Source organism: Rhizobium sp. USDA 4016 (assembly GCF_056279705.1).
This window is the reverse complement of record NZ_JBWCCY010000004.1, coordinates 4316712-4335808: the sequence shown is the minus strand read 5'-3', so window position 1 is coordinate 4335808 and position 19097 is coordinate 4316712. Positions and strand designations below refer to the sequence as shown.

The window sequence follows — 19097 nt, the reverse complement described above, 5'->3', positions numbered from 1 at the left end:
TCAACCCCAAATCACGCTGCGAATGCTTGCCCCTTATGGCATGATTGCGCCGGGTGGAAAACGGCGGTCAATCGCCGATCTACAGGAAGCTTTGCGGGTCGATATCGAGCTGCACGTGCACCGAGCCACGCTCTTTCGGCGCCTGCGCAAGCATACTGCGCAGAAATGCCTGCATGTCGGAACTCCGCCGCCCGTGTACGAGGAGCCGGAAACGGTAGCGGCCGCGCACCAGCGCCAGCGGTGCTTCGGCGGGGCCGAGCACGGAAATGCCGGAAACCTGCGGCGCCGCGCTCCGCATGCCGCGGGCATGGTTTTCCGCGTCATGGCGCGTTTCGGCCGAGACGATAATCGACGCGAGGCGTCCGAAAGGCGGCAAACTTGCCCTCTCGCGCTCGGCGATTTCCCGCTCATAAAACGCGCTCGCGTCGCCTGAAACGATCGCCTGCATGACGGGATGCTGCGGCTGGTACGTCTGCAGCAGCCCATGGCTCTTCAGACCCGTTCGCCCCGCCCGGCCCGTCACCTGTGAAAGAAGCTGGAATGTTCTTTCCGCCGCGCGCGGATCGCCGTTGGCGAGACCGAGATCCGCATCGACGATGCCGACCAGTGTCATCAACGGAAAGTTATGCCCCTTGGCGACGAGCTGCGTGCCGATGACGATATCCGCTTCGCCCTTGGCGATCGCCTCGAGTTCCAGCCGCAGGCGTTTGACGCCGCCCATGATGTCCGAGGATAACACGATGGTCCGCGCGTCGGGGAAATGACGCTCAACTTCTTCCGCGATGCGCTCGACCCCCGGCCCACAGGCGACGAGGTGATCGAGCGTTCCGCATTCCGGACAAGCCTCCGGCGTCCGCTCCGTATGGCCGCATTGATGGCACTGCAGCTGGCTGCGGAAACGGTGCTCGACGAGCCAGCTCGAACATTGCGGGCACTGGAAGCGGTGGCCGCAGACACGGCAGAGCGTCAGCGGTGCGTAGCCGCGGCGATTGAGGAAGAGCAGCGCCTGCTCGCCCTTTTCGACCGTCTTGCCGATCGCCCGGATCAAGACCGGCGAGAGAAAACCTTCCCTTTTCGGCGCGTGCCGCCGCATATCGACGAGATGCAGATCGGGCAGCGCCGCGTCGCCGTAGCGTGTCGGCAGATGGATGGTGCTGTAGCGTCCGTTCTGACCGTTCACCTGGCTTTCGACGGAAGGCGTCGCCGACACGAGAACAACCGGGAAATTGCCGATGCGACCGCGCACGACTGCCATGTCGCGGGCATTGTAATAGACGCGGTCTTCCTGCTTGTAGGCAGGATCATGCTCCTCATCGATGACGATGAGCCCCAGGTCTTCGAACGGCAGAAACAATGCCGACCGGGCACCGGCAACCACGCGAACCCCGCCGGTCACCGCCTGCCGCCAGACTTTCTCGCGCATGCGCGGCGCGAGATCGGAATGCCATTCGGCCGGCTTTGCGCCGAACCGGTCCTGGAAGCGCTCTAGGAAACTTGCGGTGAGCGCGATTTCCGGCAGGAGGATCAGCACCTGCTTGCCGCGGCGAAGCGTGTCGGCGATCGCCTCGAAATAGACCTCGGTCTTGCCAGATCCCGTCACGCCATCGATCAGCGAAACGGCAAACTCACCTTTTGTGACTTCGCTCAAAATCTCTTCGGCGGCATCCTTCTGCGGCCCCTGCAGCCGCGACGAGGCAAAGTCCGGATCGGGTTTTGCCACGACCGGAGGCGGAGGCAGGAAAACTGTCTCGAAAAGCCCTTGGCTGATGAGGCCATCGACAACGCTCGTGGAAACACCGGCGGCATGTGCAAGTCCGGTCCGTGTCCACGAGATACCGTCCGATGCCGTATCGAGCACTCGGGCACGCGCAGGCGTCATCCGCTCCGGTTCGCCGCCGACGAAGCGCAATCCTTCCACCATCGGCTCCGGCTCGAAGGCATTCGGTGCACGAAGCGCCATGCGGGCAACAAGACCGGGCGGCGACAGCGTGTACGCAGCCACCCAGTCGATGAACTCCCGCATTTCCTTGGAAAGCGGCGGGCAATCGAAGACATGCGTGATCGGTCTAAGCTTCTTCGGATCGACGCCATCTTCACCGCCGTCCCAGACAACGCCGATCACCTGTCTGGGGCCGAGCGGCACCTGCACGACCGAACCAGGCTCGGCCGCCATGCCATCCGGCACGGAATAGGAATAGGGTTTCGGTGCAGGCATGGGCACGAGAACCGGAACCGTGCGGGTTCCGGCTGGTGCCTCGAGTAACGCGCCAAAGAGATCGGAAGAATCTGTGCTCATCGGCCGTGACCATGCCCGCAATAAAGCAAAAAGAAAACCTGCGAGAACATCGCCTGCTCGTCCTCATCGATGACGCCGGTCAACCGCATGCCCTCGATCCATGTGAGCCGTCCTGCCGCACGCCGGCATCACTCCTCGGCCGCGGCGGCAAGAAGCTCTCCGGCACAATCGGCCTGGCAGCGCCAAGTGCGGAAGCAATCGCGCGGTCGAGATCGACGGTATCCTCCCCTATGCACCAATGATGCCAAAACAGCCGCCAGATTGCTTCCGTCCTCGTCGAGCATCGGTGCCGTGACCGCCAGACATGGCGTGCGCAGGGGCGACGATCGGTCGGCCCTCAATCCATGAAAGAAGCGCCAGCCATCGATAGCGCGCCGGAGCGTTGCTTTTCCCGCGCCGTTTTCGCCGACGAAAAGATTGATGCCCGAAAGATCCATGCGGATCGATCGCAGCGACCTTTCCTTCTGGGCAAACATCGAGCGGAGCAGCATGCCTCGCTTTAACCTGTCCGCTCAACGAAATGAATGGGCCGCCACTATCTCCGGCGCGGGCGGCTGCATAAGCGGCAGGAACCGTGCATCGCTGTCCGCACGCAGATCATGTAGCGTGTGTTTTTCAAGCGCCTTGGTCACTTCGTTTATGTCGCCGTCCAGATGCCCCACCGGAACGAGATTGCCGATGATGAAATCAAAACGATCGCCGCGCTTGTTGAGAAGTTCGTGAAACACCGTCATGTCGCGCAGTTCGGTCGACCACTTTGCAAACCAGTAGAAAAGACCGGAGTTGCGCGCGGTCATGTGCACTGGCAAGATCGGCAGATTGTATTTGCGGGCAAGGCCGACCGCAGAGTTTTTCCACGGCCTTTCATTCAGCCGGCCGTTCGCCCAATAGGCGATGCGGCCCGAGGGAAACAATACAGTTGCCTTTCCTTGCTTCACGGCGTGGTTCGTAAGCTGCAGCGTCTCACGGGTCTTGAGTTTGGTCTTGTATTCGTCCCGCCATTCCACAGGGATCACCATTTCCGCAAAACGCGGATTGACGCGCACCGCGTCCCGGTTGGCAAAGAACATCATGTCCGGGCGGCGGTTCTTCAGGAGGTCGAAAACTGCAACACCATCGGCAATGCCGGTCGGATGATTGCTGACGAGTATGAAGCCGCCGGAAGCAGGGATACGCTCGGCATTTCTAACCGCGATGTCCAGCGTCAGCAGGTTGCTCATATATTCGAAGCACTGAAAGCCCGGCATGTTCGCTACGTCGTTGGCGAACTGAAGCGCCTTGTTATAGCGCAAAAGCGCATAGAGAAAGGGCCGCATCACCGGCCAAAGCGGGTTTCGGACGATTCGCTGGCCGCGCTCGGCGATCAGAGTATCAACGATGTGTCCGGGGTTGCCGTTGGAAACCAGAGCGATCGCTTCCGCGAGCTGTCCGAAAGCCGTCGTGGATTGGCGCCGTGCCATGCAAAGTCCTGTTTCGTTCGGAACAGCTATCGCAACCTATTATGATGGAAGCATGACAAGAGCTTGGCCGATATTAGCAATTCCCTAACGGTCCCTCCTTCAAACTTGGCAAAGGCAAGAACAAAATCAAGGCCCGCGCCAGTGAACGAACTTTTGATTATCGCCGACCCGCGCCTGATGGCGGAACGCAGCGCCTGGCTTGAAAATCTCGAGCGCGAGCGGCGCTTTTCCGAACACACGCTCGACGCCTACGAGCGTGATAGCCGCCAGTTCCTCACCTTCCTGACCGGCCATATCGGCGGCCCGGCGACGTTGAAGGACATTGAATCTCTTCGCCCGGCCGATTTCCGCGGCTTCCTGGCTGCCCGCCGGAAAGAAGGTTCCGGGGCGCGATCGCTTGGCCGCAATCTCGCCGGTCTTCGGTCGCTGCTGCGATATCTGGAAAAAAAAGGTTTGGTGAACGCCGCCGGAGCAGGAGCCGTTCGCTCACCGAAACAGCCGAAATCGCTGCCGAAACCACTCTCCGACAAGCAGGCGATCAATGTCGCCAGCGACGAGGCACAGCTTCACGAGGAACCATGGATCGCTGCGCGCGACGCCGCCGTTTTCACGCTCCTCTATGGCTGCGGTCTGCGCATTGCCGAGGCACTTGACCTGACTGCGGACAGCTTGCACGCAGGCGCCACGACACTGCGCATCACCGGCAAGGGCAACAAGACGCGCCTGGTTCCGCTGCTGCCCATTGTTCTTGAAGCCGTTGAGAAATACCGCTCTCTCTGCCCGTACCATCTGGAGAAAGGAGAACCGCTCTTCCGCGGCGCTCGCGGCGGCAAGCTCCAGGCTGGGATCATCCAGCGCACGATGCAGCGGATGCGCAGCGCCTTCGGTTTGCCGGAAACGGCAACACCGCATGCGCTGCGGCATTCTTTTGCAACCCATCTGCTGGCTGGCGGCGGCGATCTGAGGACGATCCAGGAACTGCTCGGTCACGCAAGCCTGTCCACGACCCAGGTCTATACCGGCGTCGATTCATCGCGTTTGCTGGAAGTTTACGACCGTGCCCATCCGAGGGCGTAATCTTTTGTTAACGCATTCTCTTAAGGCAATATGCGCATGCGAGGCGTAGAGCATGAGCTCTCATACATTGTGACCGGAACATCATCATGACGATCACCGTCGGCCACCGTAGTCTGCGCGTTGCGACACCGGGCAATATGTTGCTCGGGCTGATTGCAGCCTTCCATATGCTGCTTGCCGCCGCGCTTCTCGCCGTGCTCCTTGCGGTGTCTTCGGCGCAGGCTGCCGACGATACCTGCACCGGCAAGAACCTGATGACCGAGCTTCAGCAGAACGATCCTGCCCGCTATGCAGAGGTCGTCAAGGAAGCGGATGCGACGCCGAACGGCAAAGGCATTTTCTGGAAGATCGAAAAGCCCGGCCTGAAGACCTCGTGGCTGCTTGGCAGCATGCATGTTACTGATCCGCGCGTGCTGAACCTGCCGCTCTACGCCCAGGCCGCTCGTGATGGCGCCGATACGATCGTCATCGAATCCGATGAGATCCTGAGCGAAAAAAAGGCGGCCGCCGCTCTCCTCACCCGGCCGGATCTCACTATGTTCACCGATGGGACGACGATCGAAAAACTCCTGTCGCGCGAGGATTACGCCCGACTCGGTGCGGGCCTCCAGCGACGCGGCATTCCGCTCTCCGCCGTTTCGCGCATGCGCCCCTGGATGATTGCGAGCGCCGTCGCGCTCCCCGCCTGCGAGATTTCCCGCAAGGCCAAGGGTATCCCCTTCCTCGATCAGAAGATCGCAGCCGACGCAGCCGCCGAAGGCAAGCAGGTGCGCGGGCTCGAAACGCTTGCCGAACAACTGCAGGCAATGGCCGAACTTCCGGTCGAATTCCATCTGAAGTCACTGATCGAGACCCTGGAGCTCGGCTCCAAGATGAACGACGTCGTGGAAACGATGACTGATCTCTATCTCTCCGGCGACATCGGCATGACAATACCGATGCTGAAAACAGTTTCGCCGGACGGCAAGGACGAGGAGAGCGATTACGCCAGCTTCGAGCAGCGCATCATCCTCGACCGCAACAAAATAATGGCCGAGCGCGCAGCTCCGATTCTCGCCAGTGGTAATGTCTTCATGGCTGTCGGCGCCCTACATCTGCCGGGCGATGGCGGAATCATCGAACTTCTGCGCAAACAGGGTTTCACCGTCACGCAAGTGAATTGAAGCTACGCGCAAAGCGCGGGTATATCCTTCATTTCAGTTTTATCCGGTTGCCCGTGCCGCGGGAGCGAAGCCATGACTTAATCGCTCTTCAGACCAGTAAGGTGAAGGCATTTGGCTAAAGCCCATTAAAAAAGCCGCGGTCCTTGCGAACCGCGGCGTCTGAGCTTCGGTCTTCGGGATTTACATATGGATCGGCTTGAAGAAGGCAGCGAGTGCCGCTTCCTTCACTGCTTCCGACATTGTCGGATGCGCATGGCAGGTGCGGCCGAGATCCTCGGCAGAACCGCCGAATTCCATGAGAACGGCAATCTCGTGAATCATCTCGCCGGCACCGAAGCCGACGATATGACCGCCGAGAACGCGGTCCGTTGCCTTGTCCGACAGGATCTTTACGAAGCCGTCTGTCGCGAGCATCGCGCGAGCGCGGCCATTTGCCGTAAACGGGAACTTGCCAGCCTTATAGGCGATGCCTGCAGCCTTCAGTTCTTCCTCGGTCTTGCCGACGGAAGCGACTTCCGGCTGTGTGTAGACGACGCTCGGGATGACGTCGTAATTCACATGACCGGCCTGGCCGGCAAGGATTTCGGCAAGCGCCACGCCTTCGTCTTCCGCCTTGTGCGCCAACATAGGACCCTTCACGACGTCGCCGATTGCATAAATGCCGGCGACATTGGTCTTGAAATGGCCGTCGATCTCGACGCGGCCGCGATTGTCGAGCTTGACACCCGCCTCTTCAAGGCCGAGGCCTGCCGTATAGGGCAAGCGGCCAGTGGCGATGAGAACGACTTCCGCTTCGAGCGTCACCTTGTCGCCGCCCTTGACCGGTTCGAACGTCACCTTGGCACCCGTGCCGCCCTTCTCGACGCCGACGACCTTGGCGCCGAGGTTGAATTCGATGCCCTGCTTGGCGAGCATGCGCTGGAACTGCTTGGCTACATCGCCATCCATGCCGCCGAGGATCGTGTCGAGATATTCGACGACGGTCACCTTCGCACCGAGGCGCGACCAGACAGAGCCCAGTTCGAGACCGATGACGCCGCCACCGACGACGATCATCGTTTCCGGCACTTTCTCCAGCGCAATACCGCCGGTCGAGGAGATGATCACCTTTTCATCGAACTCGACTTGAACGCCTGGGATGCCGGCAACATCGGAGCCTGTGGCTATCACGATGTTCTTGCCTTCGATCTCCTGGATCTTGCCGTCGTCGGCGGTCACGGAAACTTTCCCGGCGGAAACGATCTTGCCGGTGCCTTGGAAGGCATCGATTTTGTTCTTCTTGAAGAGGAAGGCGACGCCGTCGACATTCGACTTCACCGTCGCATCCTTGTGCGCCAGCATCTTTTCGAGATTAAGCTTCGGAGCCGGTATTTCGATGCCGAGCGCATCCATGCCATGACTGGCATGATGGAACATTTCGGAAGCATGCAGCAACGCCTTGGAGGGAATGCATCCGACATTAAGGCAGGTGCCGCCGAAGGTCGCGCTTTTTTCGACGACCGCAACCTTGAGGCCGAGCTGGGCCGCCTTGATCGCGGCGACATAGCCGCCGGGGCCGGTTCCGATAATGATCACATCATAGGACATTGTTTCTTTTCCTTTGCTTTAATCGTTTAGTCGGCCGCGCGGGTGAGTGCGAGGCGGAAGCCGAAGCCGACCAATGCGGCGCCGGTGATGCGGTTGAACCATTTGCCGCTGGCAATGAAGCGGTCGTGACGGGCTTGACGGTGAAGAAGATCGAGACGCCGGCGAAGAATTTGCATCGTTTACCCTTTGCGACCTACCGCCCACCGCTGACGTTGAGGATTGCACCGGTGACATAGGAGGCCGCAGGAGAAAGAAGATAGAGGACGGCATCGGCCACCTCTTCTGCCGTTCCCGGCCGCTGCATCGGAATGCTCGGCGCCATGTCGCGCGCACGGTCTGGCAGTCCGCCGGAGGCGTGAATATCGGTGTCGATAATTCCCGGGCGGATCGCATTCACCCGGATGCCATCCGCAGCGACTTCGCGGGCGAGCCCGATCGTGAAGGTATCGATCGCCGCCTTCGAAGCGGCGTAATCCACATATTGCGACGGTGATCCGATGATCGCCGCCATCGACGAGACGTTGACGATCGCTCCGCCCTTGCCACCATGCTTGCTCGACATGCGGCGAACGGCCTGCGCCGCGCAGAGAATGGAGCCGGTGACATTGACGCGCATCATCCGCTCGATGCGCTCGACGCTCATTTCGTCGACGCGCTGAGCCGTATCGATGATACCGGCATTGTTCACCAGCCCGTCAAGCCGCCCGAAATGGCGATCAACGGTTTCGAACATCAAGGTGATTTCAGCGGCGTTGCCGACATCGCCTTTGACGGCAATCGCCTCGCCGCCGTCCGCCGTGATCGCTTCAATGACGGCATCCGCGGCTGCCCTGTTCGAGACATAATTCACGGCAACCCGCCAGCCTTGCTTGGCAGCAAGCCTTGAGACGGCAGCACCGATGCCGCGGCTTGCGCCGGTCACGAGCAGAACAGGCACATCACTCATTTCGCGCATTCCTTGAATGTCAGGACATCCCAGGGCGCGACCGTCGCCTTGCCTTCGCCCCAAATCGAGGACTCGCGGATCGCCGGACCGAGACCAGGTAGCACGATCCTGTCAGCAGCGCCCTGCGCCTCAGCCTGAAGATTATCCAGTTCGCCCGGGGCACGGACGCTGTAGACCGGCCCTTGCCAGATCGTGCAGGCATCGAGATCCGCACCCGTCACATCACCATCCGGGCACTTGAACATGACGATGCCGATAGCACGATCGGGATCCTCCGACGGCATCACATAGCCGTCCAGAACGATCGAGGTCTTCAAGACATTGATCTTGAACTGATTGCTTGCCGCAGCGGCTTCGGAACCGAGCGGCGAAAAGCGGAGTTCATAAGCGCCGTCGCGATCGGCATAGACGGCATCAGACTGCTTGCACTCGGCCGAAAGCGCAGCTCCCGTCATCGCGCACAGGAAAAGTGGCGCCGCCAAGGCAGCCGCCAATTTCGGCCTAACGATTAGGAGCGAACTGCCGTCCACTGCCGGAACTCCACGCGCCATAAGGCACTCCTTGCCGCGAAAGACAGGGCCGCTCGCGCGGCCCCATCATTCTCTTAGAGATCGAGAACCAGACGCTCCGGATCTTCCAGGCTTTCCTTGACGCGGACGAGGAAGGTCACGGCTTCCTTACCGTCGACGATGCGGTGATCGTAGGAGAGTGCCAGATACATCATCGGACGGATGACGATCTGGCCGCCGACAACGACCGGACGCTCCTGGATCTTGTGCATGCCGAGAATGCCCGACTGCGGCGCATTGAGGATCGGCGAGGACATCAGCGAACCATAGACGCCGCCATTGGTGATCGTGAAGGTGCCGCCCTGCATGTCGGCCATCGAGAGCGTGCCGTCGCGTGCGGCCTTAGCAAGACGGCCAAGGTCTTTCTCGATCTCGGCGATCGACATCTGGTCGGCATCGCGGATGATCGGAACGACCAGGCCCTTGTCTGTGCCGACAGCCATGCCGATGTGGCAGTAGTTCTTGTAGATGATGTCGGTGCCATCGATCTCGGCGTTGACGGCCGGCAGTTCCTTCAGGGCGTGCGTCACAGCCTTGGTGAAGAAGCCCATGAAGCCGAGCTTGACGCCATGCTTCTTTTCGAAGACGTCTTTGTACTTGGCGCGCAGGTCCATGACTGCCTTCATGTCCACCTCGTTGTACGTGGTGAGCATGGCTGCGGTGTTCTGCGCATCCTTGAGGCGCTTGGCAATCGTCTGGCGCAGGCGCGTCATCTTCACGCGCTCCTCGCGGCCGGCGTCCTCGACCGTCGATGGGCCACGAACTGCAGCGGGAGCGGCAGGCGCAGCAGCCGGGGCGGAAAGGCCCTTGGCGACGGCAGCGATCACATCGCCCTTCAGCACCTGGCCGCGCTTGCCACTGCCTTCGACTTGATCGGCCGAGAGATTGTTCTCAGCGAGCATCTTGGCGGCAGCCGGCGCCGCCGGCATGGTGGAAGCCGGGGCCGGGGCGGAAGCAACCGGTGCCGCAGCGGCAGCCGCCGGAGCAGCAGGCGTTGCCTGGGCGGGAGCAGCGACGGCCGGCTCGGCGGCCTTGGCGGGAGCGGCAGCCGGGGCTGCAGCGCCTGCGGCGATCTGGCCGAGCAGAGCGCCGAGGCCCACGGTTTCGCCGGCCTGGGCAACGATTTCGGACAGCGTGCCGGAGCTCGGTGCCGGGACTTCGATGGTCACCTTGTCGGTTTCAAGCTCGAGAATCGGCTCATCGGCCTTGATGGCGTCGCCAACCTTCTTGAACCAGGTGCCGACGGTTGCCTCGCTGACGGATTCACCGAGAGTTGGAACGCGGATTTCTGTGGCCATTGTTCAAATCCTGATTTGCTTGTTTTCGTTTATTCGTTTCCGGCAGCAGACGGCCGGAGAATGATCGAGGGCATTGGTAAAATTTCGAAGTGGAAACCGAAACTGGAGCGGATGATCGGATCGGCATCGGCGAGCGCCTTTGCGGCCTCCCGATCCTCGACTGAAACGACCGCCATACCCCAGGCGCCTTCGCCCTCGAAGACGGGGCCGACAGCAATTGCCGATCCCGCTTCTGCGTTGTGGCGCCAATATTCGGCATGCCGTTCCATCGCAGCCATTTCCTCCCCGGTCGCGTCGTTCGGAAAGCGGGAACGAGGCGGCACAAGTCTCAAGAAGAAATATGCCATCGCCCCAACTCCTCAGCCGCCCAGCGCATCCTCAAGGAATGCAGCGAGCTGCGACAGATGCTTGGACATCAGGCCCGTTGCCGGCGAAGCGGCAGCCGGACGTCCGGTGTAGCGGACGCGCTGATACTTCGCATCGATATGGGCAAGAACCCACTCGAGATACGGATCGATGAACGACCATGCGCCCATGTTCTTCGGCTCTTCCTGGCACCAGACCATTTCGGCATTGCGGAAGCGGGAGAGCTCGTTGATGAGCGCCTTGGCCGGGAACGGGTAGAGCTGTTCGACGCGCAGCAGATAGACATCGTCGATACCGCGCTTTTCGCGCTCCTCCAGAAGATCATAATAAACCTTGCCGGAGCACATGACGACGCGGCGGATCTTGTTGTCTTTCTGCAGCTTGATCGGTCCGTCCTTGATGACCTCTGCATCATCCCACAGAAGGCGGTGGAAAGAGGATTCGCCGGCCATCTCTGCGAGGCTCGAAACCGCCCGCTTGTGGCGCAGCAACGACTTCGGCGTCATCAGGATCAGCGGCTTGCGGAAGTCGCGCTTCAACTGACGGCGCAGGATATGGAAGTTGTTCGCCGGGGTCGTGACGTTGGCAACCTGCATGTTGTCTTCCGCACAAAGCTGCAGGAAGCGTTCCAGGCGCGCCGAAGAGTGTTCCGGACCCTGACCTTCGTAACCATGCGGCAGCAGGCAGACGAGACCCGACATGCGCAGCCACTTGCGTTCGCCCGACGAAATGAACTGGTCGAAGACGACCTGCGCACCGTTTGCGAAATCGCCGAACTGCGCTTCCCAGAGCGTGAGCGCGTTCGGGCGCGCCAGCGAATAGCCGTATTCGAAGCCGAGAACGGCCTCTTCGGAGAGCATCGAGTTGATGACCTCGTAGCGGGCCTGCGTCGGCGACAGGTTGGCGAGCGGGATATAACGCGCTTCGGTCTCCTGATCGTAAAGGACCGAATGGCGCTGCGAGAAAGTGCCGCGTTCGCAATCCTGACCCGAAAGGCGGATCTTATGGCCTTCGAGGCAGAGTGCGCCAAAAGCGAGCGCCTCGCCCATTGCCCAGTCGATGCCTTCGCCCGTCTGGATCATGTTGGCCCGGTTTTCCATGAAGCGCTGGATCGTGCGGTGCGCGTTGAAGCCCGCCGGCACTTCCGAGAGCTTGCGGCCGATCTCCTTCAATTGTTTCATCGGCACGGCCGTCTTGCCACGGCGCTGCTCATCGGCGTTGTCGGCCGTGCGCAGACCAGACCATTCGCCGTCCAGCCAGTCGGCCTTGTTCGGCTTGTAGGACTGCCCGGCCTCGAACTCCTGCTCGAGATGAGCGCGCCAGTCGGCCTTCATCTTCTCGACTTCGCCTTCGGTCAGCAGGCCTTGCGCAACAAGACGCTCGGCGTAAAGCTGGAACACCGTCTTGTGGCCACGGATGACCTTGTACATCTTCGGCTGGGTGAAGGACGGTTCGTCGCCTTCGTTGTGGCCGTAGCGGCGGTAGCAGAACATGTCTATCACGACCGGCTTGTGGAACTTCATGCGGAACTCGGTCGCGATTTTCGCGGCGTAGACCACAGCTTCCGGATCGTCGCCATTGACGTGGAAGATCGGGGCCTCGATCATCTTCGCAACGTCGGACGGATAGGGCGACGAACGGGAGAAGGCCGGGTTCGTCGTAAAGCCGATCTGGTTGTTGATGATGACATGCATCGTGCCGGCGACACGGTGACCGCGAAGACCCGAAAGGCCGAGAATTTCAGCGATGACGCCCTGGCCCGCGAAAGCCGCATCGCCGTGGATCAGCAACGGCAGAATCTTGGCGCGCTCGGAGAGCGGAATGATATCGCCTTCCCAGACGGTAGCACTCATGTCCTGCTTGGCGCGCGCCTTGCCCATGACGACGGGGTCGACGATTTCAAGGTGCGAAGGGTTTGCCGTCAGCGAAACGTGAACCTTGTTGCCGTCGAATTCGCGGTCGGAAGATGCACCGAGATGGTACTTCACGTCGCCTGAACCTTCGACCTCGTCGGGCGCATAGGAACCACCCTTGAACTCATGGAAGATGGCGCGATGCGGCTTTCCCATGACTTGGCTGAGCACGTTCAAGCGGCCGCGATGCGCCATGCCGAACACGGCTTCCTTCAGGCCGAGGTGGCCGCCACGCTTCAGGATCTGCTCAAGAGCCGGGATCAGTGATTCACCGCCATCGAGGCCGAAGCGCTTGGTGCCCTTGAACTTGACGTCGAGGAACTGCTCATAGCCTTCCGCTTCGACGAGCTTGGCAAGGATCGCCTTCTTGCCTTCCGGCGTGAACGCAACGCCCTTGTCCGGCCCTTCGATGCGTTCCTGAACCCAAGCCTTCTCTTCCGGATTGGACATGTGCATGAACTCGACGCCGAGAGTCGAGCAATAGGTTCGCTCGAGGATCTCGATCATCTGCGGAATGGTCGCGTATTCGAGACCGAGCACGTTGTCGATGAAGATCTTGCGATCGTAGTCGGCCGCGCTGAAGCCGTACGCTTCCGGCGACAGTTCCTTGTAGTCTTCGACCGGTGCTGCGATGCCTAGCGGATCGAGCTTGGCATGCAGATGGCCGCGCATGCGATAGGCACGGATCATCATGATGGCACGCACGGAATCGCGCGTCGCCTGGAGGATGTCAGCGCCGTCGGTCGGCTTGCCGGCAGCTTCGGCCTTTGCCTTCACCTTGGTTTCGATGACCTTCTCGACCGCGCCCCAATCACCGTCGAGCGCAGATACAAGATCGCCGCCGGCCTGAATCGGCCAATTCTTCTTGCGCCAGGAAGCGCCCTTGGCCGCCTTCTTCACATCGTTCGGATCGTCTTCCAGCGCCTTGAAGAAAGTCCGCCACTGATCGTCGACCGATGATGGATCCTCTTCGTAGCGCGCATAGAGCTGCTCGATATAGGCAGCATTGGCGCCATCCAGAAACGAGGTGATCTGAAACTGCTCGTTGGCTTCTTGCCGTGCCATGGTTTTACGCGGACGCTTTCCGCCCGCCTCCTGACTTTTGATGAATTTGCCGGCTCTACCCGGCTGCCGCATTCGAATTTGCCGCCTGTCCGCGGCACACCTGCTGTCGAAAACCTGGGGCCCGGGCGGAAGCGCAGGTGCTTTCTTCCGCCCGGATATATAAGTTGGCTTAGCCCTTGAGGACTTCAACCAACGTCTTGCCGAGACGAGCCGGAGACGGCGACACCGTGATGCCGGCCGCTTCCATAGCCGCGATCTTGTCTTCCGCGCCGCCCTTGCCGCCGGAAATCACGGCGCCGGCATGACCCATGGTGCGGCCCGGAGGTGCCGTGCGCCCGGCGATGAAGCCGACCATCGGCTTCTTGCGTCCACGCTTGGCTTCGTCCTTGAGGAACTGAGCCGCGTCTTCTTCAGCCGATCCGCCGATTTCGCCGATCATGATGATCGACTTGGTTTCGTCGTCGGCAAGGAACATCTCGAGTACGTCGATGAACTCGGTGCCCTTGACCGGGTCGCCGCCGATGCCGACTGCCGTGGTTTGGCCGAGACCTTCATTCGAGGTCTGGAAGACGGCTTCATAGGTCAGCGTGCCGGAGCGCGAGAGAACGCCGACCGAACCCTTTTTGAAGATGGAGCCCGGCATGATGCCGATCTTGCATTCCTCAGGCGTCAAAACACCCGGGCAGTTCGGACCGATTAGGCGCGACTTCGACTTGTCGAGCTTGGACTTGACCTTGACCATGTCCTCGACCGGAATGCCTTCCGTGATGCAGATGATGAGCGAAATTTCCGCCTCGATCGCCTCGATGATCGCCTCGGCGGCGCCGGCCGGCGGCACATAGATCACCGATGCGTCGGCACCGGTCCTTTCCTTGCCCTCGGCGACGGAGGCGAAGATCGGCAGATGTGCTTCGCCTTCGAGCGACCCCCAAGTCTCGCCACCCTTCTTCGGATGGATGCCGCCGACCATCTTGGTGCCGTAATAGGCAAGCGCCTGCTCGGTGTGGAAAGTGCCGGTCTTGCCGGTCAGCCCCTGGACCAGGACCTTGGTGTCTTTATTGACGAGAATGGACATACCTTAGTTCCCTTTCACAGCAGCGACGATCTTCTTCGCCGCGTCGTCAAGATCGTCGGCAGGGATCACGTTCAGCCCGCTCTCTCGTATGATTTTCTTGCCGAGTTCTACATTGGTGCCTTCGAGACGGACGACGAGCGGCACCTGGAGGCCTACTTCCTTCACCGCCGCGATCACGCCTTCGGCGATGACGTCGCAGCGCATGATGCCGCCGAAGATATTGACCAGGATGCCCTTCACGGCCGGATCGGCGGTGATGATCTTGAAAGCCGCGGTGACCTTTTCTTTCGACGCACCGCCGCCGACATCGAGGAAGTTCGCAGGCTCGGCGCCGTAGAGCTTGATGATGTCCATGGTCGCCATGGCAAGGCCCGCACCATTGACCATGCAGCCGATATTGCCGTCGAGGGCAACGTAGGCAAGGTCATATTTGGAGGCTTCGATTTCCTTCTCGTCTTCTTCCGTTTTGTCGCGCAGAGCGACGATGTCTTCGTGACGGAAGAGCGCATTGCCGTCGAAGGATACCTTGGCGTCGAGGACGCGCAGGCGACCGTTCTTCATGACGATCAGCGGATTGACTTCGAGCAGGCTCATGTCCTTTTCGACGAAAGCCTTGTAGAGGATCGGGAACAGCGTGTCGCCATCCTTGCGAGCTTCGCCTTGGAGATTCAGCGCATCCGCAAGCTTCTTGCTGTCTTCAGCCGTTACGCCCTTTGCGGGGTCGATAGCGACGGTGATAATCTTCTCGGGCGTGTCGTGTGCAACGGTCTCGATGTCCATGCCGCCTTCCGTCGAAACGACGAAGGCAACCTGGCCGACGGAACGGTCGACGAGAATTGAGAGATAGAGTTCGCGGTCGATATCGGCACCGTCTTCGATGTAGAGGCGGTTGACCTGCTTGCCGGCCGGGCCGGTCTGCTTGGTGACCAGCGTATTGCCGAGCATTTCCTTGGCATTGGCGACGACTTCGTCGATCGACTTCGCAAGGCGAACGCCACCTTTGGCTTCCGGCGAGAGTTCCTTGAATTTACCCTTGCCGCGGCCGCCGGCGTGTATCTGGCTTTTCACGACGTAGAGCGGACCCGGCAATTCTTTCGCCGCAGCCTCGGCTTCGTCGGCCTTGAAGATGGCCACACCTTCAGCGACCGGTGCGCCATAGCTCTTCAGCAGAGCCTTGGCCTGATATTCATGAATGTTCATGGGTTTATTCCTGTTTTGATTACTTCAGCGCGGGCGCGATGTTGATGCAGGCTTCGCACAGGCCGGCGACAGCGCCGACCGACTTGTCGAAGGCTTCCTTCTCGGCCTTGTTGAGGTCGATCTCGATGACGCGCTCGACGCCGCCGGCACCGATCACTGTCGGAACGCCGACATACATGTCCTTGACGCCGTACTGGCCGGAGAGATGCGCCGCGCAGGGCAGAACGCGCTTCTTGTCCTTGAGGTAGGCCTCGGCCATCTCGATTGCCGAGGCTGCCGGAGCGTAGTAGGCCGAACCGGTCTTCAGGAGGCCGACGATTTCGGCGCCGCCGTCACGGGTGCGCTGGATGATTTCCTCGAGCCGTTCCTTGGTGACCCAACCCATGGTGATGAGGTCGGTGAGCGGAATGCCGGCAACGGTGGAGTAGCGAGCAAGCGGCACCATCGTGTCGCCGTGGCCGCCGAGAACGAAAGCAGTGACGTCCTGAACGGAAACGTTGAATTCCTTGGCAAGGAAGAGGCGAAAGCGCGAGCTATCGAGAACGCCCGCCATGCCGACCACCTTGTTGGCCGGAAGGCCGGAAAACTTCTGCAGCGCCCAAACCATGGCGTCGAGCGGATTGGTGATGCAGATGACGAAAGCGTTCGGGGCATATTTCTTGATGCCGGCGCCGACCTGCTCCATGACCTTGAGGTTGATGCCGAGAAGGTCGTCGCGGCTCATGCCCGGCTTGCGCGGAACGCCGGCGGTGACGATGCAGACGTCTGCGCCTTCGATCGCAGAATAGTCGCTGGCACCCGTCAGATTGGCATCGAAGCCTTCGACCGGGGACGACTGGGCGATATCGAGGCCCTTGCCCTGTGGAATGCCGTCGGCGATGTCGAAGAGGACGATGTCGCCGAGCTCTTTCAGGCCGGCGAGATGCGCCAGCGTGCCACCAATCATGCCAGAACCGATAAGTGCGATCTTGTTACGCGCCATTTCGCTGTTTCCTTTGCGATCAAAATCAGTCGGGCGGCGCGTCCAGGGCGTCGTCCAATGACGCAATCGCATAGCCCTAAAGCCCAAAAATGGCAACGTGTTATTTTTGGTTCAGCAATTTCAATCGTTTAGATACAAAATATCTTACGTAAACGTAAGATATTTTGTTGCGAAACTGTTACTCCGCGGCGTGCTTTTTATGGTGCATCGCAAGATATTCCGCGCTGCGCATCTCAAAAAGACGCGATGCGGTACGATCGAATTCGAAGCCTTCCGTCCCGCGCCGTTCGATCAGCAAATCTTCCGGCATTGCCGCAGCCGACGCATGAAGGCGAACGCCGTGGTTGTAGAGCGTGTCGACAAGAATGATGAAACGCTTCGCCTGGTTCCGCTTGTCCGGACCGAGCATCGGGATGCGATCGACAAAGATCGTATCGAAACGCTTGGCGATTGCGAGAAAATCAGCAGCACCGAGCGGCTTCTCGCAAAGATCGGCAAAGGAAAAGCGCGCCATGCGATCGACTGCGAGTGGCACATGGATCGACCGACCTTTCATCGGGATATCGAAAGGCTGCGCCTTGCGCCCATCCAGCGCCTGCGCCCAGGACGCGTCCATGGCCATATCCGTCCGCTCATCGATCGGCGTCAGATAGACCGGCTGGCTGTTCAGCTTCTCCATCCGGTAATCCGTCGGGGAGTCGAGCGTCACGACCTCGACATTGTTCCTGAGGAGACCGATGAAAGGCAGGAAGAGACCGCGATTGAGGCCGTCCTTGTAGAGATTGTCGGGCTCGACATTCGAGGTCGCGATGAGCACGCAGCCACGCGCAAAAAGCTCGGAGAACAGCCGCGACAGGATCATCGCATCAGCGATGTCCGTCACCGTAAACTCATCGAAACACAGGAGTTCGGCCTCCTGGTAAAGTGCGGCCGCCACGGGCGGCACGGGATCGGCCTGCTTTATCTCACCGTTCTTCAGCTTGAGCCGGTGCGCGGCGATGCGGTTGTGGACATCGGCCATGAATTCGTGGAAGTGCGCACGGCGTTTCTTCGAACAGGGCGCCATGCGGTAGAAGATATCCATCAGCATCGTCTTGCCGCGCCCGACGCTGCCGTGAATATAGAGTCCCTTGATGCCTTCGCTCGCCTTTTTCTTCGAAGCGAAGAGCCAGCCGAGCGAGCTGGATTTAGCAGCCGGGCGGCGGCGCTTCAGTTCAAAAAGCACCCGATCGAGGCTTTTTGCCACATCCATCTGCGCTGAATCGATCTGGAGAGCGCCGGAGGCCGTCAGCGATTTCAAGTGTTCGCTGACGCTCGAAGTGTAGTCGGGGATAGGCTGCATGAGGAGGAGTCCGCCTACGCGTCGTCGGCGGGGTGGCCGCCGGTTGTTTTACCGGCTGAGGGTGATCGGTTGACCGGTGCTCGTCTGGCCGCTGAAGCTGTTGTCGGCGGTCTTGTAGACGCTGCCGATCTGGTTGCCGCTGCGATCCTTGAGAAGAACCTGCTTGCCGGAGACTTCCCAGGAGCCCATCGCCGTCAGCTCGCCGGCGCAGCCGCGCGTGCCGCCGCGTGAGCCGCTGCCGAGATTGGTCAGCGTCAGGAACATGTCGCACCTGCCGTTGACGCGCCAGCTGCCGACCATGGATTCCTTGGAGACGTCAAGCGCATTGGCCGCCATGGCACCCGGCTGGCCCGGAACCGCAGGCGCGGCCGTCGGAGCGGCGGGAAACTGCGAGGCGCCTGCCGGTGGTGGAAGCTGCCCGCCCTGGACGGAAGGAACAGGCTGCGCGGTTAGCGGTGCCGGCGAGCTGTAACTCGCATTGTCATATGCCGTGCGCTGGCAGCCCGCCAATGACAGAACAACCGCCACACCCGTCATCGCATATCGCAATTGCATCATCATGCTCCCGATTGTCCGCTCTTGCCGCACAGAATTGGTCATCAGACTGATTTTCGAATTAGCGTATTTCACTTTGGTTAATCAAGTCGGCACAGCCATAAATTGCTCGCGACAATGCTTATGCCAGAAATGGAGCAATTCAACTTGCCTGTCGGAGAACTTCCTGCAGATAGAATTTGTCAGCAAGGTGATGATCTGCA

15 protein-coding genes and 2 pseudogenes are annotated in these 19097 nt (G+C 60.4%); 2 read left to right on the top strand and 15 right to left on the bottom strand.

The window, feature by feature from the left end:
- Positions 1–79 precede the first annotated feature (79 nt).
- From ACZ9DP_RS37170 to ACZ9DP_RS37160, 3 genes and pseudogenes are all read right to left on the bottom strand, one after another.
- The gene (locus ACZ9DP_RS37170) at positions 80–2296 is read right to left on the bottom strand and encodes a primosomal protein N' (protein ID WP_476205369.1); all 2217 of its coding nucleotides are present in this window, start codon (positions 2294–2296) and stop codon (positions 80–82) included.
- 157 nt (positions 2297–2453) lie between these two features.
- Positions 2454–2673: pseudogene (locus ACZ9DP_RS37165) on the bottom strand (AAA family ATPase); the annotation flags it as partial.
- Positions 2674–2808: 135 nt separating this feature from the next.
- The gene (locus tag ACZ9DP_RS37160; protein ID WP_476205368.1) at positions 2809–3756 is read right to left on the bottom strand and encodes a GNAT family N-acetyltransferase; all 948 of its coding nucleotides are present in this window, start codon (positions 3754–3756) and stop codon (positions 2809–2811) included.
- A 141-nt stretch (positions 3757–3897) separates the two neighbouring features.
- Between ACZ9DP_RS37160 and ACZ9DP_RS37155 the strand changes: the two genes are divergently transcribed.
- Both ACZ9DP_RS37155 and ACZ9DP_RS37150 read left to right on the top strand, forming a co-directional pair.
- Positions 3898–4833 (top strand): tyrosine recombinase XerC, encoded by a 936-nt coding sequence (locus ACZ9DP_RS37155; RefSeq protein WP_476205367.1) that lies wholly within the window; start codon positions 3898–3900, stop codon positions 4831–4833.
- Between the two features lie 86 nt (positions 4834–4919).
- Positions 4920–5996 carry a TraB/GumN family protein gene (locus tag ACZ9DP_RS37150; RefSeq protein WP_476205366.1) on the top strand — a complete coding sequence of 359 codons (1077 nt, stop codon included), beginning with the start codon at positions 4920–4922 and terminating at the stop codon, positions 5994–5996.
- Between the two features lie 180 nt (positions 5997–6176).
- On the opposite strand, the gene lpdA is transcribed toward ACZ9DP_RS37150, so the two are convergent.
- From lpdA to ACZ9DP_RS37090, 12 genes and pseudogenes are all read right to left on the bottom strand, one after another.
- Complete coding sequence (gene lpdA, locus ACZ9DP_RS37145; RefSeq protein ID WP_476205365.1) at positions 6177–7583, bottom strand: dihydrolipoyl dehydrogenase; 1407 nt, start codon at positions 7581–7583, stop codon at positions 6177–6179.
- A gap of 26 nt (positions 7584–7609) precedes the next feature.
- Positions 7610–7752 (bottom strand): annotated as a pseudogene (locus tag ACZ9DP_RS37140) (LysE family translocator); the annotation flags it as partial.
- Positions 7753–7776: 24 nt separating this feature from the next.
- The gene (locus ACZ9DP_RS37135; protein WP_476205364.1) at positions 7777–8529 is read right to left on the bottom strand and encodes an SDR family oxidoreductase; all 753 of its coding nucleotides are present in this window, start codon (positions 8527–8529) and stop codon (positions 7777–7779) included.
- A complete protein-coding gene (locus ACZ9DP_RS37130; protein ID WP_418335969.1) occupies positions 8526–9080 on the bottom strand; it encodes a hypothetical protein in 555 nt (184 codons plus the stop codon). The genes ACZ9DP_RS37135 and ACZ9DP_RS37130 overlap by 4 nt, the downstream gene beginning before the upstream one ends.
- Positions 9081–9133: 53 nt before the next feature.
- Positions 9134–10396 carry a 2-oxoglutarate dehydrogenase complex dihydrolipoyllysine-residue succinyltransferase gene (gene odhB / locus ACZ9DP_RS37125; protein WP_194728377.1) on the bottom strand — a complete coding sequence of 421 codons (1263 nt, stop codon included), beginning with the start codon at positions 10394–10396 and terminating at the stop codon, positions 9134–9136.
- A gap of 29 nt (positions 10397–10425) precedes the next feature.
- A complete protein-coding gene (locus ACZ9DP_RS37120) occupies positions 10426–10743 on the bottom strand; it encodes a YciI family protein (protein WP_476205363.1) in 318 nt (105 codons plus the stop codon).
- A 12-nt stretch (positions 10744–10755) separates the two neighbouring features.
- Complete coding sequence (locus tag ACZ9DP_RS37115) at positions 10756–13740, bottom strand: 2-oxoglutarate dehydrogenase E1 component (protein ID WP_476205362.1); 2985 nt, start codon at positions 13738–13740, stop codon at positions 10756–10758.
- A 169-nt stretch (positions 13741–13909) separates the two neighbouring features.
- Positions 13910–14815, bottom strand: a complete 906-nt coding sequence (gene sucD / locus ACZ9DP_RS37110; RefSeq protein WP_074069912.1) for a succinate--CoA ligase subunit alpha — start codon at positions 14813–14815, stop codon at positions 13910–13912.
- 3 nt (positions 14816–14818) lie between these two features.
- The gene (sucC, locus tag ACZ9DP_RS37105; RefSeq protein ID WP_476205361.1) at positions 14819–16015 is read right to left on the bottom strand and encodes an ADP-forming succinate--CoA ligase subunit beta; all 1197 of its coding nucleotides are present in this window, start codon (positions 16013–16015) and stop codon (positions 14819–14821) included.
- A gap of 19 nt (positions 16016–16034) precedes the next feature.
- A complete protein-coding gene (mdh, locus tag ACZ9DP_RS37100; RefSeq protein WP_022717411.1) occupies positions 16035–16997 on the bottom strand; it encodes a malate dehydrogenase in 963 nt (320 codons plus the stop codon).
- Positions 16998–17175: 178 nt separating this feature from the next.
- Complete coding sequence (gene zapE, locus ACZ9DP_RS37095; RefSeq protein ID WP_476205359.1) at positions 17176–18339, bottom strand: cell division protein ZapE; 1164 nt, start codon at positions 18337–18339, stop codon at positions 17176–17178.
- Positions 18340–18387: 48 nt separating this feature from the next.
- Positions 18388–18894 (bottom strand): protease inhibitor Inh/omp19 family protein, encoded by a 507-nt coding sequence (locus ACZ9DP_RS37090; RefSeq protein WP_074070458.1) that lies wholly within the window; start codon positions 18892–18894, stop codon positions 18388–18390.
- Positions 18895–19097: the final 203 nt, after the last annotated feature.

Coding starts and splice junctions, on each gene's coding strand:
- ACZ9DP_RS37170 (WP_476205369.1), bottom strand. CDS start 2,296: ATGAGCACAGATTCTTCCGATCTCTTTGGCGCGTTACTCGAGGCACCA.
- sucC (WP_476205361.1), bottom strand. CDS start 16,015: ATGAACATTCATGAATATCAGGCCAAGGCTCTGCTGAAGAGCTATGGC.
- ACZ9DP_RS37160 (WP_476205368.1), bottom strand. CDS start 3,756: ATGGCACGGCGCCAATCCACGACGGCTTTCGGACAGCTCGCGGAAGCG.
- ACZ9DP_RS37135 (WP_476205364.1), bottom strand. CDS start 8,529: ATGAGTGATGTGCCTGTTCTGCTCGTGACCGGCGCAAGCCGCGGCATC.
- lpdA (WP_476205365.1), bottom strand. CDS start 7,583: ATGTCCTATGATGTGATCATTATCGGAACCGGCCCCGGCGGCTATGTC.
- sucD (WP_074069912.1), bottom strand. CDS start 14,815: ATGTCCATTCTCGTCAATAAAGACACCAAGGTCCTGGTCCAGGGGCTG.
- odhB (WP_194728377.1), bottom strand. CDS start 10,396: ATGGCCACAGAAATCCGCGTTCCAACTCTCGGTGAATCCGTCAGCGAG.
- mdh (WP_022717411.1), bottom strand. CDS start 16,997: ATGGCGCGTAACAAGATCGCACTTATCGGTTCTGGCATGATTGGTGGC.
- ACZ9DP_RS37130 (WP_418335969.1), bottom strand. CDS start 9,080: ATGGCGCGTGGAGTTCCGGCAGTGGACGGCAGTTCGCTCCTAATCGTT.
- ACZ9DP_RS37120 (WP_476205363.1), bottom strand. CDS start 10,743: ATGGCATATTTCTTCTTGAGACTTGTGCCGCCTCGTTCCCGCTTTCCG.
- ACZ9DP_RS37115 (WP_476205362.1), bottom strand. CDS start 13,740: ATGGCACGGCAAGAAGCCAACGAGCAGTTTCAGATCACCTCGTTTCTG.
- zapE (WP_476205359.1), bottom strand. CDS start 18,339: ATGCAGCCTATCCCCGACTACACTTCGAGCGTCAGCGAACACTTGAAA.
- ACZ9DP_RS37150 (WP_476205366.1), top strand. CDS start 4,920: ATGACGATCACCGTCGGCCACCGTAGTCTGCGCGTTGCGACACCGGGC.
- ACZ9DP_RS37090 (WP_074070458.1), bottom strand. CDS start 18,894: ATGCAATTGCGATATGCGATGACGGGTGTGGCGGTTGTTCTGTCATTG.